The sequence below is a fragment of the Bacteroidota bacterium genome (assembly GCA_037133915.1).
In the GTDB taxonomy this organism is placed as follows: domain Bacteria; phylum Bacteroidota; class Bacteroidia; order Bacteroidales; family CAIWKO01; genus JBAXND01.
In genome coordinates this window covers 28,116-51,531 of record JBAXND010000005.1, presented here as the reverse complement: position 1 = coordinate 51,531, position 23,416 = coordinate 28,116, and the positions used below count along the sequence as shown (strand labels likewise).

At 41.6% G+C, this 23,416-nt stretch carries 24 protein-coding genes; 12 read left to right on the top strand and 12 right to left on the bottom strand.

Features of this window, described 5'->3' with window-relative positions; genetic code table 11:
- Positions 1–4: 4 nt before the first annotated feature.
- Together WCM76_03020 and WCM76_03015 are read right to left on the bottom strand one after the other, a co-directional pair.
- On the bottom strand, positions 5–1,315 hold the full coding sequence (locus WCM76_03020; protein ID MEI6764584.1) for a DUF4270 family protein: 1,311 nt from the start codon (positions 1,313–1,315) through the stop codon (positions 5–7).
- Positions 1,316–1,341: 26 nt separating this feature from the next.
- A complete protein-coding gene (locus WCM76_03015; GenBank protein MEI6764583.1) occupies positions 1,342–2,166 on the bottom strand; it encodes a glycogen/starch synthase in 825 nt (274 codons plus the stop codon).
- A gap of 160 nt (positions 2,167–2,326) precedes the next feature.
- Here WCM76_03015 and panC point away from each other — a divergent pair, with 160 nt between their 5' ends.
- The 11 genes from panC to WCM76_02960 all read left to right on the top strand — a co-directional run bounded on the left by panC (position 2,327) and on the right by WCM76_02960 (position 12,161).
- Complete coding sequence (panC, locus tag WCM76_03010; GenBank protein MEI6764582.1) at positions 2,327–3,169, top strand: pantoate--beta-alanine ligase; 843 nt, start codon at positions 2,327–2,329, stop codon at positions 3,167–3,169.
- A gap of 15 nt (positions 3,170–3,184) precedes the next feature.
- Positions 3,185–3,538 (top strand): aspartate 1-decarboxylase, encoded by a 354-nt coding sequence (gene panD, locus WCM76_03005; GenBank protein MEI6764581.1) that lies wholly within the window; start codon positions 3,185–3,187, stop codon positions 3,536–3,538.
- Between the two features lie 5 nt (positions 3,539–3,543).
- Positions 3,544–4,572 carry a lysylphosphatidylglycerol synthase transmembrane domain-containing protein gene (locus tag WCM76_03000; GenBank protein ID MEI6764580.1) on the top strand — a complete coding sequence of 343 codons (1,029 nt, stop codon included), beginning with the start codon at positions 3,544–3,546 and terminating at the stop codon, positions 4,570–4,572.
- Entirely contained in the window at positions 4,544–5,041 is a 498-nt protein-coding gene (gene rfaE2, locus WCM76_02995; GenBank protein ID MEI6764579.1) for a D-glycero-beta-D-manno-heptose 1-phosphate adenylyltransferase, read from the top strand. Before WCM76_03000 ends, rfaE2 begins: the two co-directional genes overlap by 29 nt.
- Before the next feature lie 67 nt (positions 5,042–5,108).
- Positions 5,109–5,522 (top strand): hypothetical protein, encoded by a 414-nt coding sequence (locus tag WCM76_02990; GenBank protein MEI6764578.1) that lies wholly within the window; start codon positions 5,109–5,111, stop codon positions 5,520–5,522.
- A 30-nt stretch (positions 5,523–5,552) separates the two neighbouring features.
- Positions 5,553–6,917: a DNA repair protein RadA gene (radA, locus tag WCM76_02985; protein MEI6764577.1), complete on the top strand. Its 1,365-nt coding sequence runs from the start codon at positions 5,553–5,555 to the stop codon at positions 6,915–6,917.
- Positions 6,918–7,063: 146 nt separating this feature from the next.
- Entirely contained in the window at positions 7,064–7,702 is a 639-nt protein-coding gene (locus WCM76_02980; GenBank protein ID MEI6764576.1) for a hypothetical protein, read from the top strand.
- Positions 7,696–8,025 (top strand): transcriptional regulator, encoded by a 330-nt coding sequence (locus WCM76_02975; protein ID MEI6764575.1) that lies wholly within the window; start codon positions 7,696–7,698, stop codon positions 8,023–8,025. Before WCM76_02980 ends, WCM76_02975 begins: the two co-directional genes overlap by 7 nt.
- A 70-nt stretch (positions 8,026–8,095) precedes the next feature.
- A complete protein-coding gene (locus WCM76_02970) occupies positions 8,096–10,870 on the top strand; it encodes a leucine-rich repeat protein (GenBank protein ID MEI6764574.1) in 2,775 nt (924 codons plus the stop codon).
- 41 nt (positions 10,871–10,911) lie between these two features.
- Positions 10,912–11,355 carry a hypothetical protein gene (locus WCM76_02965; GenBank protein MEI6764573.1) on the top strand — a complete coding sequence of 148 codons (444 nt, stop codon included), beginning with the start codon at positions 10,912–10,914 and terminating at the stop codon, positions 11,353–11,355.
- A 71-nt stretch (positions 11,356–11,426) separates the two neighbouring features.
- On the top strand, positions 11,427–12,161 hold the full coding sequence (locus WCM76_02960; protein ID MEI6764572.1) for a hypothetical protein: 735 nt from the start codon (positions 11,427–11,429) through the stop codon (positions 12,159–12,161).
- Here the strand turns inward: WCM76_02960 and WCM76_02955 are convergent.
- Genes WCM76_02955 through WCM76_02940 form a run of 4 tightly spaced genes read right to left on the bottom strand, consistent with a single transcriptional unit; the run spans position 12,158 to position 16,601 of the window.
- The gene (locus tag WCM76_02955) at positions 12,158–12,802 is read right to left on the bottom strand and encodes a LysE family translocator (GenBank protein MEI6764571.1); all 645 of its coding nucleotides are present in this window, start codon (positions 12,800–12,802) and stop codon (positions 12,158–12,160) included. The genes WCM76_02960 and WCM76_02955 overlap by 4 nt on opposite strands.
- A 4-nt stretch (positions 12,803–12,806) precedes the next feature.
- Positions 12,807–14,348: a GH3 auxin-responsive promoter family protein gene (locus WCM76_02950; protein ID MEI6764570.1), complete on the bottom strand. Its 1,542-nt coding sequence runs from the start codon at positions 14,346–14,348 to the stop codon at positions 12,807–12,809.
- 59 nt (positions 14,349–14,407) lie between these two features.
- Positions 14,408–15,931: a HAMP domain-containing sensor histidine kinase gene (locus WCM76_02945; GenBank protein ID MEI6764569.1), complete on the bottom strand. Its 1,524-nt coding sequence runs from the start codon at positions 15,929–15,931 to the stop codon at positions 14,408–14,410.
- Positions 15,932–15,944: 13 nt separating this feature from the next.
- Entirely contained in the window at positions 15,945–16,601 is a 657-nt protein-coding gene (locus tag WCM76_02940) for a GNAT family N-acetyltransferase (protein ID MEI6764568.1), read from the bottom strand.
- A gap of 149 nt (positions 16,602–16,750) precedes the next feature.
- Between WCM76_02940 and WCM76_02935 the strand changes: the two genes are divergently transcribed.
- Positions 16,751–17,725 (top strand): substrate-binding domain-containing protein, encoded by a 975-nt coding sequence (locus WCM76_02935; GenBank protein ID MEI6764567.1) that lies wholly within the window; start codon positions 16,751–16,753, stop codon positions 17,723–17,725.
- Between the two features lie 2 nt (positions 17,726–17,727).
- Here WCM76_02935 and WCM76_02930 read toward each other — a convergent pair whose 3' ends face one another.
- The 6 genes from WCM76_02930 to WCM76_02905 all read right to left on the bottom strand — a co-directional run bounded on the left by WCM76_02930 (position 17,728) and on the right by WCM76_02905 (position 23,404).
- Positions 17,728–18,888, bottom strand: a complete 1,161-nt coding sequence (locus WCM76_02930) for a metallophosphoesterase (GenBank protein MEI6764566.1) — start codon at positions 18,886–18,888, stop codon at positions 17,728–17,730.
- A 148-nt stretch (positions 18,889–19,036) separates the two neighbouring features.
- A complete protein-coding gene (locus tag WCM76_02925) occupies positions 19,037–20,158 on the bottom strand; it encodes an ABC transporter permease (GenBank protein ID MEI6764565.1) in 1,122 nt (373 codons plus the stop codon).
- 30 nt (positions 20,159–20,188) lie between these two features.
- Positions 20,189–21,295: an ABC transporter permease gene (locus tag WCM76_02920; protein ID MEI6764564.1), complete on the bottom strand. Its 1,107-nt coding sequence runs from the start codon at positions 21,293–21,295 to the stop codon at positions 20,189–20,191.
- 31 nt (positions 21,296–21,326) lie between these two features.
- On the bottom strand, positions 21,327–21,683 hold the full coding sequence (locus WCM76_02915) for a four helix bundle protein (protein MEI6764563.1): 357 nt from the start codon (positions 21,681–21,683) through the stop codon (positions 21,327–21,329).
- Positions 21,684–21,743: 60 nt separating this feature from the next.
- Positions 21,744–22,481 carry an ABC transporter ATP-binding protein gene (locus WCM76_02910; protein ID MEI6764562.1) on the bottom strand — a complete coding sequence of 246 codons (738 nt, stop codon included), beginning with the start codon at positions 22,479–22,481 and terminating at the stop codon, positions 21,744–21,746.
- Positions 22,481–23,404 (bottom strand): ABC transporter ATP-binding protein, encoded by a 924-nt coding sequence (locus tag WCM76_02905; protein MEI6764561.1) that lies wholly within the window; start codon positions 23,402–23,404, stop codon positions 22,481–22,483. Before WCM76_02905 ends, WCM76_02910 begins: the two co-directional genes overlap by 1 nt.
- Positions 23,405–23,416 lie beyond the last annotated feature (12 nt).

Genomic DNA, 23,416 nt, shown 5'->3' with positions numbered 1-23,416 from the left:
TTGATCAGTTTATTTTAGTATAAGTAATTTCAAGACGGAGCTTTCCGTTTGTATTTCCGCTGCCATTAATAACAACTCTGTTACCATATATTGCTGCACCTGAAACGGCAAGATACAATCCTTTATCATAACCGCTTCCGTAAAGCAACAGATCCTGAATGTATTTAGAAATCGTGAATCGGTATTCATGTGTTGAGGCATCATAGGAGCCACCGAAGTAAGACGTTCCAAAATATTGATCAGGCAAAAATGAAAACGTGCCGTCGTTGTTTATTTTTATCAACGCCAAATTAACCGGAGGATTGAGCGTTCCGATTGTTGTCTCATCAACTTTAACGACAAGCACAGCTTTGTCAATTGCAATCTGGTTTTTGCTCACAAGATCGAGTATGTGCGGGAACTGAAGCTTAACTTTGAGCCCGCCCATTGCCTGCAAATACAATGAATTCGGAGCAAGAGTATCTCCGTTCAGAATCTGATTTTTCAGCATTGGATCTGCCTGACCATAGCCATAATGCTCAAAAGCGTTGTATCGTGCACACTTCTCGTCAATAACAAATTTCTGGCTTGTGGTATCTGAGTCGTTATGATAGTACAAAACGAGTTTTGTACCACTTGAAAGGAACCCAAAGCTCTGAACCGAACCAGAAGAAAACTCAGGCATGGATGAAATACGAAGGCCTTTGAAGAAGGAAACAAAGCTTGTATTATCAGCCAAATCAGAAGTGCCGGACGCATCAATAAATTTTTGCGCAAGGTTCTGACTAAGTTTTATACGAAGATGGGCAATGTTGTTTATACCATCGACAAAAACGCTGTCATGAATTTTAGGAACAAAGGTTTTCGTACCCAGAACATTTTTAAACACGGTACTTTTATCATCAGAATGGTAGGCACTGTCAAGATAAAGATTTTCTGCAATTTCGTTCACAAAAAATGTCAGCGCTTCAGTACTGTCGCCATACTGCCCTGCATAAGCGAGGCAAAGAACCAAGGAGTCGGGTACAGGATTTGTCCCAAACGTCAAGGCATTTTCCGGCATATGAAATTGCGTGTAAGAGCAGGCTGTAGTCAATCCGAATATGGGATCGCGGTAGCAGCCAATCACATTATAGAGCGCTTCATCTGTACGGATAGCTTTATCCCAAACGGAATAGGCAAATACAGAACAGGTATCTGTAAAACACACGCCCAACCTATCTTCGGGTGGCTGCACTTCAAGACCTAATTGCTCATCCTGTTTGCATGAAACAAACAGCAGGGCGAATATCCATGAGGCAGCAAGGAGCCTTAAAATAATACGCAAATGTTTCAAATTCGGAAAAGTTTTATCGGCAAAGCCTACATTAATACTTCTTCATTGACAAGAAGTTCGTCGTAGAAATGATCGTATGCTTCAATATATTTTTCAGCAGGTGTGTATTTAAGAATCGGCTTGCCGCTCTTTTTAGCATAATCCAACAATTCGGCTTCTATGTTTTCCGCACCGCATACAACGGCATCCGAAAAATCAATAGCTCCTTTCATCATGCTTATGTAGTTCGCATTTTTGTAATGCTTCAGGTCTTTGTCTGCAATACCTTCGTGCTTTACTTTTTTTGCGAAATCCTTGCTCAGGCTTTCTTTAAAACCGTCGTCGTACAATGAAACAATAACTTTAGTTTCGCTGAAAATAGGGTTGTCTTTAAATGCTCTTTTGATGTAGAGAGGAACGAGGCTGGAAATCCATCCATGGCAATGTACGATATCCGGAGCCCAACCAAGTTTCTTTACAGTTTCCAAAACGCCCCTTGAATAAAAAATGGCGCGTTCATCGTTATCATTGAAAAAAGTGCCATTTTTATCGTGAAACGTGTATTTTCTATGGAAATAATCCTCATTGTCTATGAAATATACCTGAAGGCGTGCGCTCTGAATAGAGGCTACTTTAATGATAAGCGGATGATCGGTGTCATCAATGATAAGATTCATCCCTGATAAGCGAATGACCTCATGCAACTGGTTTCTGCGTTCGTTTACACAACCATAACGAGGCATGAACGTCCTGATTTCTTTACCTTTTTCCTGAATACCCTGCGGAAGGTGGCGGCCAATATGACCCATGGGGCTTTCTTCCAGGTAAGGGACGATTTCCTGATTAACAAATAAGATTTTGTGTTTGGACATATCCTGAGGGAGGTTAGTTTGTTTTCTTTCTGCTAAGGGTAGGCAAAGGTACGGAAAAATCCTGAATTAATGCATTTAATTATGCAGGTTTTTTTATTTATGGTCATTTAAACGGCATAAAGTTATACTTTGGTATCTTTGCCTTCTTTTTTTATTCAAAATGAAGATTATCAGAAAAATTTCAGAAGCGAAATCCTTGTCAGATGTTTTACACATTAAGCAAGTTACGGTAGGTTTTGTTCCTACAATGGGCGCACTACACGAGGGACATCTGGCACTGGTAAAACGGTGCAAAGAAGAAAACGACATATGCATAGTCAGTATATTCGTAAATCCCATACAATTTAATAACACCGCAGATTATACTAACTATCCGCGTGATGCTGAGCAAGATGCACTAATGCTTACCTCTGTTGGCTGTGATATACTGTTTGAACCTACAGCCGAAGAAATGTACCCTGTTCCAGAAACTGCTGAATATCATTTCGACGGTCTTGAACGGCAAATGGAAGGTGAATTCAGACCCGGGCATTTCAATGGTGTCGCTATTGTTGTTAAAAAACTTTTTGAAATAACGACTCCGGATAAGGCTTATTTTGGTGAAAAAGACTTTCAGCAGCTATTAATCGTGGAGCGCCTTGTGCAACAACTAAATCTGCCGGTAAAAATCGTTAACTGCCCTATTGTAAGGGAGGCTGATGGTCTGGCAATGAGCTCCAGAAATCGAAGATTAAATGTAAAAGAGCGTGAATGCGCATCCCATGTTCCCCGGATCATGCGGCATACACTTCAAATGAGCAGCACGTGCAGCCCCGATCAAATCAGGGAATGGGTAACCGATGAATGTAATCGAATTGATGGCTTGAAACTCGATTATTTCGAAATCGCTGACAACAAAGCGCTGTTACCTGTTAATGCATGGAATGCCCGAAATACCGCCATTGGATTTATAGCTGTATTTGTAGGTCCCGTGCGTCTTATCGACAATATTAAATATTATTAGTAGTTTTGCAGCCTTATGCAGATAGAAATACTTAAAAGCAAGATACACAGGGTAACAGTCACTCATTCTGAGATTGATTACATTGGCAGCATTACCATTGACGAAGACCTGATGGATGCAGCCAATATTATTGAAAACGAAAAGGTACAAGTGGTGAACCGTAATAATGGTGAACGTCTGGAAACCTATGTTATTAAAGGAAAGCGCGGCTCCGGAGATATCGGTATAAATGGTCCGGCCGCACGTAAGGCAATGGTTGGAGATATCGTAATAATAATGTCTTTTGGCATTTTGGATTTTGAAGAAGCAAAAACGTTTAAACCGGTGGTGATTTTCCCCGATTCAATTACAAATAAAATCCTGAAATAATTCCCGTGAAGAAGAAACTGCTGGATATCCTTAAAGTCATTCTGTTCCTTGGAATAGGGGTTTTTCTTATCTGGTACTTCTATAATAAGCTTACCTCTGACGACAAATCGCGGATTATTGAGTCGTTTACAAATGCCAATTATTATATCATTTTGTTAAGTGTAGCTGTCGCCTTACTTAGTCATATTATCCGCACACTTCGTTGGCAAATGCTATTAAAGGCTTCCGGCAACAACCCCGGATTTATGAACACCTTTCTTTCATTAATGATAGGATATTTTGCGAATCTGGCGCTGCCACGGCTAGGCGAAGTAAGCCGCTGCGGGCTGTTGAACAAATATGAAAAAGTGCCTTTCACGGTATCCTTCGGGACCGTAATTTCTGAGCGTGCCCTGGATTTAGTAACTTTTATTGTGCTGTTTTTTGTGAATTTTCTTATCCAGTACGACACGCTGAAGGAATATGTATCTGCTAACTTTTACGCTCCGCTTGCTCAGAAGTTTGAATGGATTGGCAAAGGATATATTCTTTGGGCCGCGATGTTATTAATTGTGGTCCTGTTTACGTTGACTATTATTTATCATAAAAAACTATTGCGTTTCCGCCCCTACGGTGTAATCATTGGTATCGTGAAAGGTTTTTGGATAGGCTTAAAGTCCATATCGAAGATAAAAAAGCCTGTTCTTTTCATCATCTATACGCTTGGTATCTGGGTTTGTTATTTTTTAATGACCTGGATTGTATTCTTCAGCCTGACAGAAATGGCAGGATTTGGGCCGGTGCCGGCATTTTCGGTGCTGGTTATTGGCACTATCGGAATTATGCTGTTGCCGGGAGGCGTTGGCATTTACCCCATTCTTGTAAAAGAAACACTGGGTCTTTATGGTGCTGCATCTGCCACATCCTACGCACTGGGATGGCTGTTATGGGGGACTCAAACAATTTCTATAATAATAGCGGGAATTATCGCTCTGATCTTGCTTCCAATTATCAATTCTGTAAAAAATGGAACAGCTTCAAATAATTCAAAATAAGGTATTTCGCAACGACGAAGCCCTATTGCGAAAAATTGCCTTGTGGCGGCTGAAATCCGAAAAAATTGTATTTACCAACGGCTGTTTCGATTTGCTGCACCTTGGTCATATCGATTACCTTTCGAAAGCATCTGATTTAGGCAGTATTCTGGTTCTCGGTCTTAATACAGACGCATCGGTTCGTGCTTTGAAAGGCAACAACCGTCCGATTACCGACGAGCGGTCAAGAGCGCTTGTACTGGCATCGCTCAGGTTTATTGATATTGTTGTTTTATTCGACGAAGAAACACCGCTCAGCCTTATACAAACCGTTCGACCGGATATTCTGGTAAAAGGAAGCGACTATACAGAAGACCGGATTGTTGGTGCACCCTTTGTAAAGTCATATGGCGGCACTATAAAAACCATTGATTTTGTGGATGGATATTCAACTTCGGATATCGAAAAAAAGATTAAGGGTATAAATTAAATATCCGTTTTTTTGAAATTCGTGATTTTTTACCTATTTTTGCCCTGTCATCAAATTCTCATTGTTTATGAAAGCAAAAGGTTTTGCAGTTATAACTGCCCTCATGTTAGTTGTTATTGTATCAGCAGTTATTCTTTCCGGTTGTTCCAAATCTAAAACCGAAGGCAAGCTTATTGGTAAGTGGAAAGTTATCAATGTTGCCAACTTGAGCGACACGGTGAACTGGGAAACATGGGAGTTTACAGGCGATAACCGCGTTATTTACGGCACACTTCGCCATTTTAACGGCTTCGATTCTGCAGTATATGTGCGTGGTCAGTTTAGCATGGATTCTTATAAAAAAGTGGATGTTGTCGGGTTCGGAAAAGGATATGAACACGTTAACGGAACATGGCAAATTACCAAGCTTGACGAAAGTAACCTGATGATGGTAAACGACATTGGCGGTCTTCTTTTCAGAGAAATGACCAAGGTCAACTAAGCATTCCACCTTCCCCATTACATTATTTTAATGTCTAAAGAAAAAACCGTATTCTTTTGCCAAAACTGCGGAGCGCAGTCGGCAAAATGGATAGGACATTGCAATTCCTGCGGCGAATGGAACACCTACGTAGAAGAGGTTGTTAAAAAGCCTTCTGCTTCCGGCAAAAACTATACCCGTGCAAATGAAACGCCTCATGCCAGGCTTATCCGGGATATAGACATTGAAACACTCCAGCGAATTGATACACATAACGCAGAATTGAACCGCGTTCTGGGCGATGGTATTGTTCCCGGTTCACTTGTTCTGATCGGCGGTGAACCCGGAATCGGGAAATCGACTCTGATGCTGCAGGTAGCGCTTGGACTCCACGATTGTAAAGTGCTGTATATTTCAGGCGAAGAAAGTGAGCAACAGATAAAAATGAGAGCCGAACGCGTTGGAATTATAAATGAAAATTGCTACGTTCTGGCGGAAACTTCAACACAAAATATTTTTCAGGAAATTGAAAAGTTACAACCGGGCATCGTTGTGATTGATTCCATACAAACATTACAAACATCTTCTATTGATTCGTCGGCAGGCAGTATTTCGCAGATACGCGAATGTGCGGCCGAATTTCAGCGTTACTCCAAACAAAGTGCTGTTCCGGTATTTCTGATCGGGCATATTACAAAAGACGGAACCATTGCCGGACCCAAGCTGCTGGAGCATATGGTTGATACAGTTTTGCAATTCGAAGGTGAACGAAACCATGTTTACAGGATACTGCGCGCAGTTAAAAACAGATTTGGCAGCACCAGCGAAATGGGTATTTTTGAGATGCAGAACAGTGGCTTGCGCGAAGTTTCAAATCCGTCGGAGATACTCATCTCCCAGCATGATGAAAACATAAGCGGCGTAGCTGTTTCAGCCGCCATTGAAGGTTTGCGGCCCATGCTTATAGAAGTGCAGGCGCTGGTAAGTTCTGCTGCTTATGGAACTCCGCAGCGCTCATCAACCGGTTTTGACCTGCGCCGGATGAATATGCTTCTTGCCGTACTTGAAAAAAGATGCGGTTTCAGGCTTGGCGCAAAAGATGTTTTCCTGAATATTGCCGGAGGGCTTCGTGTTGACGACCCAGCCATTGACCTTGCACTGGTGGCTGCCGTACTTTCTTCAGCTGAAGATATTCCCGTAGATATGAAATCATGCTTTGCAGCAGAAGTTGGACTTTCGGGCGAAATACGTCCGGTACACCGTATTGAGCAACGCATAGGCGAAGCAGAGAAACTCGGCTTCGACACAATTTATATCTCACGATACAACTTCTCTTCGATAGAAAAGAACAACTATAAAATAAAAGTAGTGCCGCTCGGCAAACTCTCTGATATGTTCACACTGTTGTTTGGCTAAGTTGCAATCGTTGCACAACGATAACAATATCAGTATAATATCCCATTAATAACCCATTTCTGATTCAAAATATTTGTTAAAAAACTTGACTTTTCATTTTTCCCTATTAACTTTGCACCACAAAGTACTTTTTAATACAAAATAAAATGAACAGCGAAAAGGAGCATTTAGATACTCTTAATGAGATAAAAAACCTGATGCAGCATTCAACCAGATTTCTATCGTTGAGCGGACTCACAGGAATTTTTGCGGGAATTTTTGCCTTACTGGGCGCCGCGGCTGCATATCTGTACCTCGATCTTGGACTATTATCTGACAATTACTATAGCAGTGCCTACTCGGGCAGCAGTTATAACGGATCGTTTCTTGTGTTCTTTTTAGCCGACGCCCTATCTGTTTTGTTTCTGGCGTTAGGCTGTGGTATCTACTTTACGATGCGCAATGCCCGTCGCAAAGACGAACAGGTATGGGGGCGAGCAACCAAAATGATGTTACTGAACCTATTCATACCGTTGATTGCCGGGGGGCTGTTTTGTGTAGTACTTGTATTTTATAATGTAATTTTTCTGGTAGCACCCGCAACCCTTATTTTTTATGGACTGGCACTGATTAACGCCGGGAAATACACGCTTCGCGATATACGTTATTTAGGCGGATTTGAAATTGGGCTTGGGCTTATTGCATGCACCATACCCGGCTACGGGCTGCTGTTTTGGGCGGCAGGATTTGGTGTGATGCATATTATTTACGGCACCCTGATGTTTTACAAGTACGAAAAATGCTGAAGGAATTTAACATAAACAACCTGAATAAGGTATTTGAGAACAGGCTCAGGCTTGGCGTTATGTCGATGCTGATGGTTGCCGATAAGGTAGATTTCAACGCCATGAAGTCTATGCTGGGCGCCACCGACGGCAATCTGTCCAGCCATTTGTCTGCGCTTGAAAAGGCCGAATATGTAAAGGTGTCGAAGCAATTTGTAGGAAAAAAACCGAATACAAGTTATTCAATTACACATCAGGGGAAAAAAGCGTTTAACGAGCATCTGAATTCACTGGAATCATTGATACGGCGCGATGCATTCAGAAATATACTTGATCAGGGTTGATTACTTTATTATTTGAAACTTATAAAGAAATATTAAATCGGGATTAGTCATAAACCAAAACACATAACACATGAAAAAGAATGATTGGATACTGCTGTTATCCGTTGCCATGTACAGTTGGATGTTTTACCATCAGTCTGCCGGAATTAATTTCCTGCTGTTTGGTGTGGCTCTGATTGCCATGTTGCTCATCCGCGACCGCACGCTATTGCGCGACAGCAGCTGGTACACCTCTGCCTCGGCGGTAATTGTTTCGGGTGTTTGCGTAACCCTTTACGGAACGCCTGTTTCCATAGCCGCAAACATCGTATCATTAGGTTTGATGTCGGCATTCAGCATCAGTCGCGGCTCTTCAGTTTTTCTTGCAGGGCTTTACGCGATGTATTCATTTATAACATCCGTCGGATTTATGATAGCCGATGCCATCATGCGAAAATCGGATAAGACGCCGACAGGTAAAAGCAGTAAATTCTGGGTGCGGCTCACCATTGGGCTGGGGATATTTATTGTGGTGCTTGTCTTTTTTCTGTTGTATCAGAATGCCAACCCCCTGTTCCATGACCTCACGCGTAAAATAAAACTCGATTTTCTGTCGTGGGAATGGGTTCGGTTTACACTTCTTGGGTTGCTTCTTGTTTATGGATTTCTGTATCATCGCAACTTCCCCGGCTGGTACCGCAAAGACACGGCCACACCAAACTCCATGGACCGTGAAGCCGTGACGGCAAAAGGCAGCAGACTGTTCGGCCGCAGCATTAACCCGGGCACAGAAGCCGGTTCGGGCGTAGTTCTGATAGCTTTGCTGAATGTGCTTTTACTTATTGTAAACAGCCTGGATGTTGTATATATGTGGATAACCAAACAGCTTCCCGACGGTATGACGTACGCCGATTACGTTCATCAGGGCGCCGGGACACTGATTGTTGCCATTCTGCTGGCAATTTTCGTCATGCTGTTTTATTTCCGTGGATTTTTAAACTTTTATGAAAAAAGCAGACCATTGAAAATACTGGTCTATCTATGGATTGCACAAAACGCTTTTGTTGTAATTTCTACAGCCTACCGCAACCTGCTTTACATCAATGAATACTATCTCACGTATAAAAGAATTGGCGTTTTTGTATGGCTGCTCCTCACACTTATCGGGCTTGCCACGGTCGCTATCAAAGTGGCACAGCATAAAGGAAACTGGTATTTGTGGCGCAAAAATGGCTGGGCATTTTTTGGTGTACTGATATTATTTGCCTGCTTCAACTGGGACCTTGTTATAACCCGTTTCAACATCAATAAATCTGAAAAACTTGACAAGTATTATCTGGTAGATATGATGTCTCCGGCAAATATCCCCTATCTGCTTGCGCTTCCATCAGACGAACGCGATTTTGAGCCGGTAATAGAAGACACCTATGTGGATTCCTATGATTATGATCACAGCTATTACGGTGATTATACCGACAAGAAAGGGAATTATACGGCACAGCTTCATGAGCGTATGTTTGATTTTCTGAAACGCTGGGATCGCAAAAAATGGAAATCGTGGTGCTGGGCCGATAAAAATGCCGCGGATAAAATCTATGCGATGAGTGATGACGGGAGTTTGAAAAAGCTGCTCCTTCGCGGGATATCCATAGACTCTCTGGCACCGTTGGCGCGGTTAAGAAATGTCGAATACATGGATCTTTCGAGCAACAGCATTCATAATTTTGAAGATCTGGGTAATTTTGACAAACTGCAGGTTTTATATCTTTCGAATAACGGAATTTATACCCTTGACGGATTGCCGAAAATGAGGGCGTTGAAAGAGCTCCATCTTAACAACAACAACGTTCGAGATTTTAAACCGGTGAATATTTTAAAAGATCTTGAACTGTTAGACATTGCAAACAATTCTGACAATGTTGACCTTAAGCCACTTGCCGGCTTCAAGAAATTGACGGAACTCAATATCGCCAGCAACGAAATCCATGATTATTCAACTATAGGCAAACTTACTTCGCTCAAAAAACTCAACATCAGCGCTCAAAAAAACAAGGATTTTACGTCTTTGCCCGTGCTCGGAAATCTTGAGGAAATGGATATCTCTAATAACAGTTTGAGCAGCTCAGATGCAATACTTATCACCAAATTCAAAGACTTCAAAAATTTGAAGAAACTGAATATTGCCAACAACAGTCTTCATTCACTTTACATACTCACGAATTATTACCAGAGTGTGGTGAGCTTCTGGGGAGCCAAAGAGCCGGAGGTTATCAAACCGCTGTTCGAGAAAATCGAAGATTTGAATATTGCATCGAATACCATTTATGAACTGGAACCACTGCGCTACTTCGGCGGATTAAAATCGCTCGATATTTCGGAAAACACAGTAAATACAATAGAACCGCTGAACAGGCTTACTATGTTGCAGCGGCTTGATGCTGCCAATATTGGTGTACAGAACATTGATTCGCTGAAGCCCATGACAAACCTGAAATACATCAATCTCACGGGGAATACGCTTGCATCAATAAAAGTACTATTCGCGTTTATGAATCTCGAAGAAATAAAAGTAACCGGAAACCGCATTACCGATATCCGAGGAATTTCAGCGTTGAAAAATCTTCGATATCTGAACATTTCCGCCAATCAAATTTTCGATATTTCCGAATTGGCAAAGATGCAACAATTGGAAAGACTTGATATTTCAAACAACCCCATCAGTGATTACAGTCCGCTGTACGGGTTGAAAGGCTTGAAAGAACTTCAGGTATCTGATATTTCTAAAGATGACCTGGGCAAGCTCAAAGATCAATTACCCAATACACTGGTGAGCGCACGCAATGTGCAGGGTAAATTCAGGTTTTAGTATCAGGAAAAACAAAAATATCCAATAAAAAACTGACAGATATGAAAACCAATGTTTTTCTTGCATGCCTGTTCGCGTTTCTAAAAACAACGGCGGTTGTACTCATAAGTTTCTGGTTATTGATGCTATTATCCAATGACATTATCCATGCCGACCGTGGTGAGACCTACCTTGCAGCATTTTTCCTGACTATTTTTCTGTATCCGCCGACGGTACTGGTTTACGTAGTAGCGTTCCTTCTTCCGGGATATTACATCCTGAAAAAGCATATTCCAGACAATGACTGGTATAGTATCTTCAGAATGCTGATTCCGTTTTCAATGCTGCTCGTTTCACTCATCGTATTTCTGATATTTATTTCAATTTCTTTACGCGATTTTACAGAACCGCTGATGCTCATCAACATTATATGTGGCTATCTTTTTGCGTATAGTGGGGCTATCTTTTTCAGCAGAAATATTTATCAGTATTCTCACAAGATTTAAGAGTATCGACTTGTTGGGGCACTGAATTTTGTGCCCCAACTTTTTTCCCAACCATATTTAGCTGTTGTATCATGAAAAACCGAAACGTTCAAACCCTGATATGGGTCTCTGTTCTGGCAATTGCCATGGCATATCTCGAAAGTTCTATTGTTGTTTATCTTCGGAAACTCTATTATCCGGAAGGTTTCAGTTTTCCGCTAAAGATGATTGATTACCCCATTGCCATTACAGAATTTTTTCGTGAAATAGCAACTATAATAATGCTTGCGGGTATTGGAATACTGGCAGCGAAAAAGAATATTGAGCGCTTTGCATGGTTTATTTTTTCGTTTGCCGTATGGGATCTTTTTTACTACGTTTTTTTGAAATTACTACTTGGTTGGCCTGCCTCATTACTAACGTGGGATGTACTGTTTTTGGTCCCGGTAACCTGGGCAGGACCGGTTATTGCGCCTGTTATCAATTCTCTCACAATGATATTGCTCGCAATGGTCATTGTAAAAAGTTCAGCGGATACCGGCACAGTTAAAACCGGAATGTGGGTGTGGGTGCTGCTGATTCTGGGTTCTTTGGTTGTAATAATATCGTATACGGAAGAGTACACGCGCTATATGCTGCAACGTTTTCCGTTTTCCGAATTATGGGGTGTTTCGTCAAGCGAAAGCCTTATAAAGTACGGAACCACATTTATTCCACAATGGTTTAACTGGTATATATTTATTACAGGCGAAGCAATGCACCTTGCTGCCATTATTTTGGTGATTGTAAGAAACATTAAGAAAAAATCGGCTGGATTAACTCCTTAGAGTTCCATGAGCACCTGAAGAATAAGATACATACCGCAGCCTATCAGTACGATTCCCAGCAGATGATTTATAAATGAAAGCACTTTGGGTTTAATAAAGCGTTTCAGCGTATTGGCAACAAAGCATTTCAGAAGGTCGGTAGCAATTACCGTGGCCAGGGTTCCGGTAAAAAACACGAAAAGCTGGGGCGAGCGCGTGCCGTAGGTTGCACTCACCACGCCCACAACACTCATCCAGAAAATAAGCAGGAATGGGTTTGCAAGGTTCAGCAAGTAACCTTTTACAACATAGGTAATGAGTCCGGGCTGTTTTTGAGCAGGAATATTTCTGTCGTCAGACTCATCGTCTACCTTTTCAATTTTTGTTTTTTTACGGAACGTCCAGATGCCATAGCCTATAAGAATCGCTCCGCCAATGATTCCGAACAAAGTTTGGTTTGCCGGCTCAGTAATAAATTGAGATATTCCGAAGTAACATAATGCAACCAGTGTAAGATCGCTGAAAAATATTCCGAAGGCTAAAAACATTCCTCTTTTAAACCCTCTGTGAATGCTTGTTTGCAACAGTGCAAAGAAGGCCGGGCCGATGGCTATTGCCAGCGTAAGACCTAAAAATATTCCGCTTAGGAGTATGTGAATCATTGTATTATTTTTCTCCGCATGCTTTTTCTAAAAAAATTTCCCACTCTTCCAGTTGCTCGGGCTTTAAAACGCGGGGAAATTTGCTCTGTGCACCTTCTTTACCACGTTCTCTCATCCATTCGTAAAAATGACACAAGGGAACAATATTCATCTGAATTTCTCTGATTGCCTCGAGACGTTCAACGCGATAATCGTCGTTGAGTATTTTTAAGTATTCGTCAATTTTGCGGGCCGCCAGCTGCTGGTCAAAACCTCCGTCAATTCCCAAAAACCATTTATGTGCGAACATTGACTGGCTGCGGATTCCACTGACGGTGAATTCTCTCACTTCAACATCAAATTCTTCCTCAAGCATGTGTACGGCACGATTCAGATTATCAAGCGAAAGGTGTTCGCCGCACATACTCAGGAAATGCTTGGTGCGTCCGGTAATTACGATCTCGTACTTCTCTTTTGAGGTGAATTTTATAGTATCACCGATAAGGTAACGCCATGCTCCGGCACAACTTGATAGAAGCAACGCATATTCACGTCCTTCTTCAATTTCCTTAATGGTAAGGGTTTTGAGATTAGGTACCGGATTGCCGTTCGCATCAAAATTTTCTTCGTTGAACGGGATGAATTCGAAAAACAATCCGTTATTCAGTACAAGCTGCATCGAGCTTGTATCTGCACTCGCCTGATAGGCAATATATCCTTCGGAAGCAAGATACGTTTCTATGTAAGCAATGGGTTTTGCAAGAAGCTTTTCAAAACCTTTGATATATGGGCTGAATGAAACGCCACCATGGACAAACATTGATAGGTTCGGCCAAATGTCGTGTATGGTTTTGAGATTGTATCGTTCAATTATTTTTTCGAGTAAAATCTGAAGCCAGGCCGGAACTCCAACAATAACGCCAATATCCCATTCCGGTGCTTTTTTAACGATTTCCTCGAGTTTGGTGGGCCAGTCGCGTTCTTTAGATATACGTTTGCCCGGCTTATAATAATGCTGAAACCAAAAAGGAATATTACCGGTTGTTATTCCCGAAAGGTCGCCTTCATAATACGTGCCGTTGTATTGAAGATGGGTACTTCCGCCAAGCATAAGAATTCCTTTTTCAAAAAACTCTTCGGGAAAATCATACTGCCCGAGTGAAAATAGCTGACGAGTACTGGTTTTTTTGATAGCCCGCAGCATATCGCTTGTAACGGGAATGTATTTACTGGAGGCTTCTGATGTACCTGAACTGAGGGCAAAGTATTTAATTTTTCCGGGCCAGCTAACATAGGGTTCTCCGTTCAATGAACGATACCACCAGTTTTTATGCATCAGATTATAATCATGGATGGGAACTTTTTCCATGAAAGCAGCCACCGGATCTTTTTCGCGAAGCATGTCCGAAAAACCATAATATTCGCCGAAAGATGTAAGCTGTGCTTTGCGCAACAAACGCTTCAAGGTTCTTTTTTGTGCCCGGTAGGGATTAAACTTGGTAATCCCTTTCGGCACTTTCCCTCTGAGGTCAATGGCGCTTTTAATTATCGATCCTAATACAGGCATTCTGTTTGTAGTTTGCTAGTGCGAAAATAACAAAAAAAAACGAGTCGTGAAAAGTGATACTAAATCTGCTTGCGCAAAGCAATCCGAAACGTCGTGCCTTTATTTATGGTAGAGGACTTTACAAAGATGCGTCCTGAATGATAGTTCTCAATAATTCGTTCAGAAAGAGTGAGCCCGAGGCCCCATCCAACTTTTTTAGTAGTTATGCCCGGATTGAAAATGGCTTTAAATTTTGATTTTGGAAGACCTTTTCCCGTATCGGTCACGTCAATAAAAACATTCGTTTCATCTTCAGTGATATCTATGACAATACTACCCGTGCCACTCATGGCATCAATCGCATTTTTACATAAATTCTCGATTACCCACTCGAAAAGATGCAAATTAATTGGAGCAACAATTGCCTCATTTTCCGGGCAATTTACCTGATATGAAACCTTACTTGACGTGCGAACCTTAAGATAATCGACAGATTCTCTCACCACACGACAGATATCATCATCATCCAGCTTAGGCGGAGAGCCTATTTTGGCAAACCGCTCGGTAATCATTTCAAGCCGTTTGATATCTTTCATAACTTCCGTAACCACGCTTTCATCAACGCCTTTCAAACGCAGTAACTCTACCCACGCGATTAAGGAAGATAATGGTGTGCCCAGCTGATGGGCGGTTTCGCGAGCCATGCCGAGCCATACCTGATTCTGTTCCGAACGTCTTGCCGTACTGAAGAGCAGATACGCAATAAACAGAAACACGCCGATGATAAGAAACTGGATGTAGGGAAAATATTTAAGTTGTGTAAGAAGGTATGAGTCTTTGTAGAAAACGTTGCAGCGACCGTGCCCGGGAATATCAATTTCGATGGGTCGGTTCTGAGCTTCCATTTGAGTAATTGTATTCTGAAGAAAATTACCTTCGCGAATAGCAGCAGAATCAAGGTTTCCGGAGGTAATAACTTTTTTGCGCGTCAAGTCCGTAACAATAACCGGAACCGAGGGGGCGTTGGTTACAATCTCCGAAATAAATGATTTTATTTGTTTGTCGAGCACATCGCGCAAGCCTGTAAACAATTTTGAATCTCTGTAGTAGAGGTAATTCTTTTTATTCCCGAAGTAGTTTATTTCTATTCGCGGATAGGCAGAGAAATCTTTTGCAACCTGTCCTTCAAACTTCTTAACGGTACTCAGGTCAAAGTCAACATTTTTTGCAAGATTGATGTTTCCCTTCTCATCAGTTTGAATAACCGGAATTGTTGTATTGCTCTTGATAATGTCAAGGTAAAAGGTAACGTCTTCGTTATAGCCCGCTTGTATCAGTCGTTCGTTGGCATTGGCCCATAGCTCAACTTTTTTGCGTTCTTCTTCTCGTATTTTTGCAAAAAACAAATCGGTGGCATTTACAAGACTTGCTTTTTTATCAATGGCGTCTACCCACAACCGTATCTTGTTTCGTTCGTCGGTGGCAATGGTTTTAGTGATACTGTCGATATACCACAGCGAAACAGCGAAGATAACCATTGCTGCAGCAAACAACAGTATTTTCCATCGGCGCTTCCGCGTATAAATATTCAGATTCCTGAGCATTTTCTATTGGTTATCAAATTTCTTTTTGCATCAAAATCATGGTATCTGCCGGCAACAAATCAAGTATTGCCGCATCGGTGCATTTCCTTTCAAGGACTGTATAAAATCCCGGTTTATGATATGCTTTATAGGCGCTGTTGTTCGTTTTAGCAAGCAGTATCTGTGCTCTTTTAACATCGGTAAAATCCTTCTTAACCAGACGTATATGCTCTTCGATTAATTTACCACTAACGCCTTGTCCTCTGAATTTATTGCATGTATATACCGATTCCAGCTGCAATGCACCGATTTCACGTTCAATATGTACGGTATTAAGCAATGTGCCTTTGGTCGTGGCATTGGCAACTTTTTCTTTCCCCAGAAAAAAGGAGAGCATGTTTGCTTTAATGATTGTGGAAGGGCCTTCAACGCCCTCAACCCAAGCAGATACGGCTCCGGCATATTCACCATTTATTTCAGCTATTAAAAACCCGGAAATACACAGCTCCTGTCCGGGAATATCTTCTTCAAAAATCCGGGAAAGCAATGCTTTTACCTCTTCTTCACTTATATTAAAAATTGTACTGTAACTCAGAGTCTCCGTACCACTTTTCTCAGCAGCAATAACCGATTCAACAAGAAAAGGGATGTCCCTTTCTGCAGCTTTTCTTATGTGAAAGGATTCTTCCATTATATTCGGATTTCTACAAAGATATAAAAAGCCCCATTGTTTACCGGATGAATTTGCAAGGTGATGATTATATAAATTTCGAAGAGTCCCGCCATTGTATATCCGTTTTGCTTAATTTTGACTCGCTTAAACTAAAAATGTTTTTAGCTATGAAAAGATATATTTTCCCTTTATTGATGGGTATTCTGCTTATTGCATCGTGTGGTCCCGGAAAGGATAAAAAAGAGAATGGGTCCGGAAATGACAAGCCTGCCGGAGACATTTCGGGTACATTAAAAATTGAAGCCGGCAATGCTGTTTATGCTCTTTCAAGGATTTGGGCAACTGAATTTGCAAAGGCATATCCCAAGGTTGTTACGGATGTGCATAAATCGGACGGAATGAAAGCGCTGCGCGCCTTACTAACCGGGAAAGCACAGGCTGCTATTATTGAACGTCCGCTTACCGCCGGTGAACTTAGTTCCGGACTGTGGGCGGTTCCTGTTGCAAAAGACGCGCTGCTGCCCGTTATCAACTTTGACAATCAGCACATCCAGAGCATTGTAATGAGCGGTTTGAATAAAAAACAGCTGGCAGATATTTTTACGGGAAAAGCAAAAAGCTGGGCGGCCCTGTACAATAAAAAAAGTATTTACCCGCTCAAGGCATATATTCTTCAGGATAGCTGCGGTTCGTCTGATACATGGGCGCAATTCCTTGGTATTGGGGCAACAGAATTAAAAGGTGGAAGTTGCACTACCGATCAGGAGGTAATTCAAAGCATTACACAATCGCCTTTCAGTATTGGCTTCTGCAGTATGATATTTCTGTATAACAATACAACAGGTATTCTTCAAAAAGGGCTGTATATTCCTCCGGTAGATTTTAACGATAACGGACAGGCGGACGACAGTGAACTGTTTTATGACAAATGGCCGGATTTGAAACAGGCTATTAACACCGGTAAATACCCGTCACCGCCTACAAGAGAGATGTATCTGGTGCTGAAAGAAAAGCCAAAAGATAAAATGCTCAAAGAATTTGTGAACTGGGTTCTGACGATTGGCCAAAATTATACCGACCAACAGGGCTATATCTTTATTCCGAAAGAAAAAGCGGCACAGCTCATAAAAACGATGGAATAGTTTTATTCCATAAAATGCAAAACGATATTTACAATCTCCGGTCGGTTGCCTGTGCGCACCGGCGGTCCCCATGTTCCTGCACCGCAAGAAACGTAGTAATTCGTATTCCCGCGTTTTTTATATCCCCAATCCAATTCAAAAAGAGCTCCCGTAATATAATTCAATGGCCACATTTGTCCATTATGGGTATGTCCGGAAAGATGCAAATCCACACCGGCATTTTCTGAAAGCTCAAGATTAAAAGGCTGGTGGTCCATTAAAATAAGCGGAAGATTTTTATCGGCATCTTTCAGAACTTCATCAAAAGGCTTGCGCTCAATGCCTGTAAAACGCCTGCTGTCTTTGTCGTTACGTCCCGCAAGACAAAATGAATTGTCAATGGTAATGGCTGTGTCGCGGAGCATTTTCACGCCATGCTCTTCAAGGTATTTGACAGCTTTTACCGCTCCACCAATGTATTCGTGATTTCCGGTAATTGCATACACACCGTATTTCGACCTGATGGACGTAATCATAGCTCCCAGATTATTTTCAATCACCGGTCGCAGATCTTCGTCCGTAACATCGCCGGCAAATAATACAATATCAGGATTCAGCGCATTGATTTGAGCAACAATTGAACCCATCCTGTTCTTTCCAACAAGATTGCCCAAATGAATATCGGATGCCATCACAATATTAAGCTGATGAAGCGTTCCGGCGTGTTTAGCAATTTGTAAATCGATTCTCTTAACACGCACATTAACGGCATTTATATATCCGGCAAGAATGGTAATAGCGACAATTCCGGTTGCAGCCGAAATAGAAATAATTTTCAGTTTGCCATAAAACAGACTCTCGCTAAGCGGCAGAAAGTGGAAGAAATAATTGAACATGCGGACGATGTCGACAAGAAAAACTATCAGGAAAAAGTACAGCATGGCAGCAAGCCAGAAAGAACCAATCCACACGAACATGCGGCTTACAGGCGATGGAGCATAATATTCCAGAAAACGGGCAAGTATATATGAAGAAGACAGAAAAAGAAATGCACCCAAATACCAGTAGCGCAAAGTAATTAACCCCGATAGTGCCTGCCATCCACGGATAAAAATGTAATAGTTTACCGCTGCGTAAACGGCAAGAACGATAGAAACAAATATCAGAAAGAAACCGGTTTTCATCACAAAATAGTTTTATTGAGGTCAAAGATAGGGATTACTTCAGTTGCTGTGCCAGCATTGCGGCTGTCAAAAATCAGTATAATGAATTGCCTGAATGAATTCACGCGTAACACTTTTTTGCAAAAAAGTGTTACGCAACGCTGCACCCTTACACCGTCTTTCTGTAGCGTCTAGTGGCCAGAGAAAGCATCACTCCTGCATACACAGCGAGTGCGAGCATCATTTTCCAGATATCCATAAAACCGGAGCCCTTCAGTAATATCATGCGAATCATCTTCATAAAATAGGCCACCGGATTCAGATAATTAAAATACTGTGCCCAATGCGGCATACTTTCGGCCGGGGTAAAAATACCGCTCATCATGGTAAACACAATCATGAAAAAGAAGGAGATGAACATGGCCTGCTGCTGGGTATTCGTCATAGTGCTGAAGAAAAGCCCAATACCCTGCATAGCTAAAAGGTAAATGCCCGTCACCAAAAACAGCAAGCCCAAATTGCCCACTATCGGTATATCAAACAACAATTTTCCGAGAGTCAGTCCAAACGCCAATTCCATCAAGGCAATAATCCAGAAGGGCACGAGTTTTCCAATAATGAATTGATGTTTTCGAATAGGTGTAACATTGATCTGCTCTATCGTTCCGATTTCTTTTTCGCGCACAATATTCATGGCAGCCAGAAACATCCCGGTAATGGTGACCAGCAGCACAAGTATTGCAGGCACCATAAAAACTTTATAATTCAGTTCAGGGTTGTACCAGTACTGGGGTATGATATTGATACTTTTTAATGTGCCTACACCTTTCTGTACTCCATACCAATCGGCAATTACGTCACGGTTAAACCCACCAATGATAGCCGTAATATAACTGCTGCTGATGCCTGCAACAGCTCCGTTTATTGCATTTACAAGTATCTGCACTTTTGCTTTGTTTTCGCGCACAAGAGTACGTTCAAATTGAGCGGGAATTATAATCGCCACATCTGTTTTTCCGCTCTGCAGCTGATTTATAGCGTTATCAACAGAAAAAGTACTGTCTTTTATTTTAAAAAAAGGTGATCCGGCAAACTTGCCCGTAAGCTTGCGCGATGCTGTAGAAAGGTCGTTGTCACAAATAACCATGTTTACATTTTTGATTTCCATGGTGGCAGCGTTGGCAAGAATGATGAGCTGGACGAGCGGAATCACAAACAATATCGGAAACATCATTCTGTTTCGCCGGAGTTGTAAAAACTCTTTCTGAATTATAAATCTGATTGTTCTCATTTCTTTGATTTCATTATCAAACCGTCAACATTAATCCATCCTGATTTTAAATCGGCGTACGCTCATTCCTATAAAAAATAATGTCATTCCCGCCAGCACAGCCGTTTCTTTCCAAACACCGGAGATTCCGTTTCCTTTAAGCATAATTCCTTTGAGTATCATGATAAACCATTTGGGCGGCATAATCTGGCAAAGCCCCTGCAGTACCAGCGGCATATTTTCAATCGGAAAAATGAAACCGGAAAGCAATATCGTCGGCAACATCAGCGCTACCATAGAAATCAGCATGGCTGTAAGCTGCGAATTGGTAACCGTTGATATCAGGATGCCCAACGACAGTGCCAGCATGATAAACAGCATACTTTCGCCCATTAAAAGCATCAGATTCCCTCGCATCGGCAATCCGAAAACAAAATAGCTAAGCACCAGAATTGAAACAGTGTTAACGAAAGATAATGCAGCATAAGGCATTACTTTCCCAATCACGATTTGTAAGGGGCGCAACGGCGATACCAGTAATACTTCCATTGTTCCCATTTCTTTTTCTCTCACAATACTGATGGAGGTCATCAGTGCAGATATCAACATCAGAATCATGGTCATGGTTCCGGGCACAAACATGAAAACGCTTTTCAATTCTTCGTTGTAAAACATGCGCACTTCGGGAATGATTTGCATCGGAATTGCGGCAGCACGGTTCTCTTCCGCAATATAGCTGTTTACAATAGCGGTGGTATATGACGTGATGAGTGTTGCCGTATTTGCATCTGAAGCATCGGCAATAAGATGAATGGATACCTTGCCTTCTTTATCCAGCTTTTCTGCAAAATGCGGTTCAAAAACAACCACTTCTTTCACGCGGCCGCTGCGGAATGATTGCTCAATATCCGCGTCGGTGCTGAGTTTACTGTCAAGAACAAAATAACCTGAAGACAACAGTTTGTCGGTTATCTTTTTCGTTACCGCATCCTGCGATTTATCCAGTATCGATATTTTTACGTCAGCAATTTCGTTCTTAACAACGTAACCAAAGATCATCATTTGAGCCACAGGCATCCCAAACAATATCAACAGTGTTCGCTTATCGCGAAATATGTGGAAAAACTCTTTTACAACAAACCCCCAGAATCGTTTCATAAAAAAAGTAGTTAGTCATTAGTAGTTAGTACTAAGTACAAGAATTAGCGTTTCTCAAGCCGATAATCATTTTTTGAATTTCGCTAATTCTACCAATTAAATTTTCAAAATCCTTGTTTAGTAAAAAGCCAAGTTTGTTTGAAATAATAATTTGTGTTTCGCATTCATAAGATGAGCCTAATGCAAAACTTAAGAAATTATTAAATTCCTTTATGGTCGTTCTTCCTGCTCCTTCAGCAATATTTGAAGCGATTGAAATACAGCTCCTGTTCAGCTGAGAAACCAAACCAAATTTTTCTTTAGCAGGATATATATCTGTTACTTGATATAAATTCACAGAGAAATCAACTGCTTTTTGCCACACACTGAGCTTCTTAAAATCATTCATAATTTATTGTTTTCTTAATAGAATATTTATTTTATTGTACTTATTACTTGTGACTATTTACTAGCGACTATCGTTTCTGGCCAGCTTTACAAACACCTCATCCATGCTGTCAACGGTATATTGTTTTTTCAGTTCTGAAGGAGTGTCGAGCGCGGCAATTTTCCCGTCAACCATAATGCTAACGCGGTCACAGTATTCAGCCTCATCCATATAGTGAGTGGTAACAAAAACAGTAACCTTGTTCGCTGCGGCCTGATAAATCATTTCCCAGAATTGCCTGCGTGTAACAGGATCTACACCACTTGTAGGTTCATCCAGAAATACAATTTTTGGTTCATGTATGATGGCAACCGAAAAAGCCAGCTTTTGCCGCCAACCAAGCGGCAATCCCTTTATCAGGCTTTTACGCGACGATTCCAGACCTAATTGCTCAAGCAATTTATCGGTACGTTCTTTTATCTGCGTCCGCGAAAGGCCATAAATTCCGGCATAAAAGCGGATATTCTCAGCAACGGTAAGATCTTCGTACAACGAAAACCGCTGACTCATATACCCAATACTTTTTTTAATCTTTTCGGTATCATGGTAGACATCCATACCGGCAATACTCACTTCGCCTGATGTTGGTTTCGAGAGTCCCGAAAGTATTTTTATCGCCGTTGTTTTTCCTGCGCCATTGGCTCCCAGAAAGCCAAAAATCTCACCCTTCGCAACATCAAAACTCAGGTTGTCGTTAGCGATAAAGCTGCCAAATTTCTTCACCAGATTGCGAACACGAATAATCGTTTCTTCAGCCATTATTTCTTAACTGTTTGCATCAGTTCAATAAAACAATCTTCTATTCCGGCATTGATTATTTTCGCTTCAATGCCACTGTGACCCTGCGATTCAAGAAATCGGGAAATAGCCGTTTCGTCAATGCTTCCATCAGCAGGTATCATGTGTGCATATTCTCCGAAAGGGTAAATAGTTTCTGCAATGCCCGATTTTTCAATATCTTTAAGAAGTCTGTACATCTCCGTCGACTTCACGGCCACTATTTTTTTTGAAAAACTTTGCACGATACTTTCAGGGCTTCCACTCTGCATAATGTGTCCTGACTGCATCAGAGCAACCCGGTCGCACAATCCTGCTTCATCCATATAAGGTGTAGAAACCACAATTGAAATGCCTTCACGCCGCAAATTGCGCAGCATTTCCCAAAATTCCTTTCTTGAAACGGCATCAACCCCTGTAGTCGGTTCATCCAGAACAAGCAACGCAGGTTTGTGAATGAGTGCACAGGAAAGTGCCAGTTTTTGTTTCATACCGCCTGAAAGTGCGCCAGCACGACGGTCTTTAAAGGGCTCAATCTGTCCGTAAATATCTTTGATGAGATGATAATTCTCTTTGATGGTTGTGCCGAATGTTGTAGCAAAAAATTTCAGATTTTCTTCTACGGTCAAATCCTGATAAAGCGAAAAACGGCCGGGCATATACCCCAGAATTTGTCTGAGCTTTCTGTAATTCTTTTTTACTTCAAACCCTTCGACCTCCATATGCCCTTTATCGGCCAGCAGTAGTGTGGTAATGATTCGGAACAGCGTTGTTTTGCCGGCGCCATCAGGACCAATGAAGCCAAACAACTCGCCTCTATGCACGCTGAACGTGATATCTTCAAGCGCCATGGTGCCTTCGTACGATTTTCCTGTTTGTTCTGATATGATGCTGTATTCAGCCATAGCCAATGATTA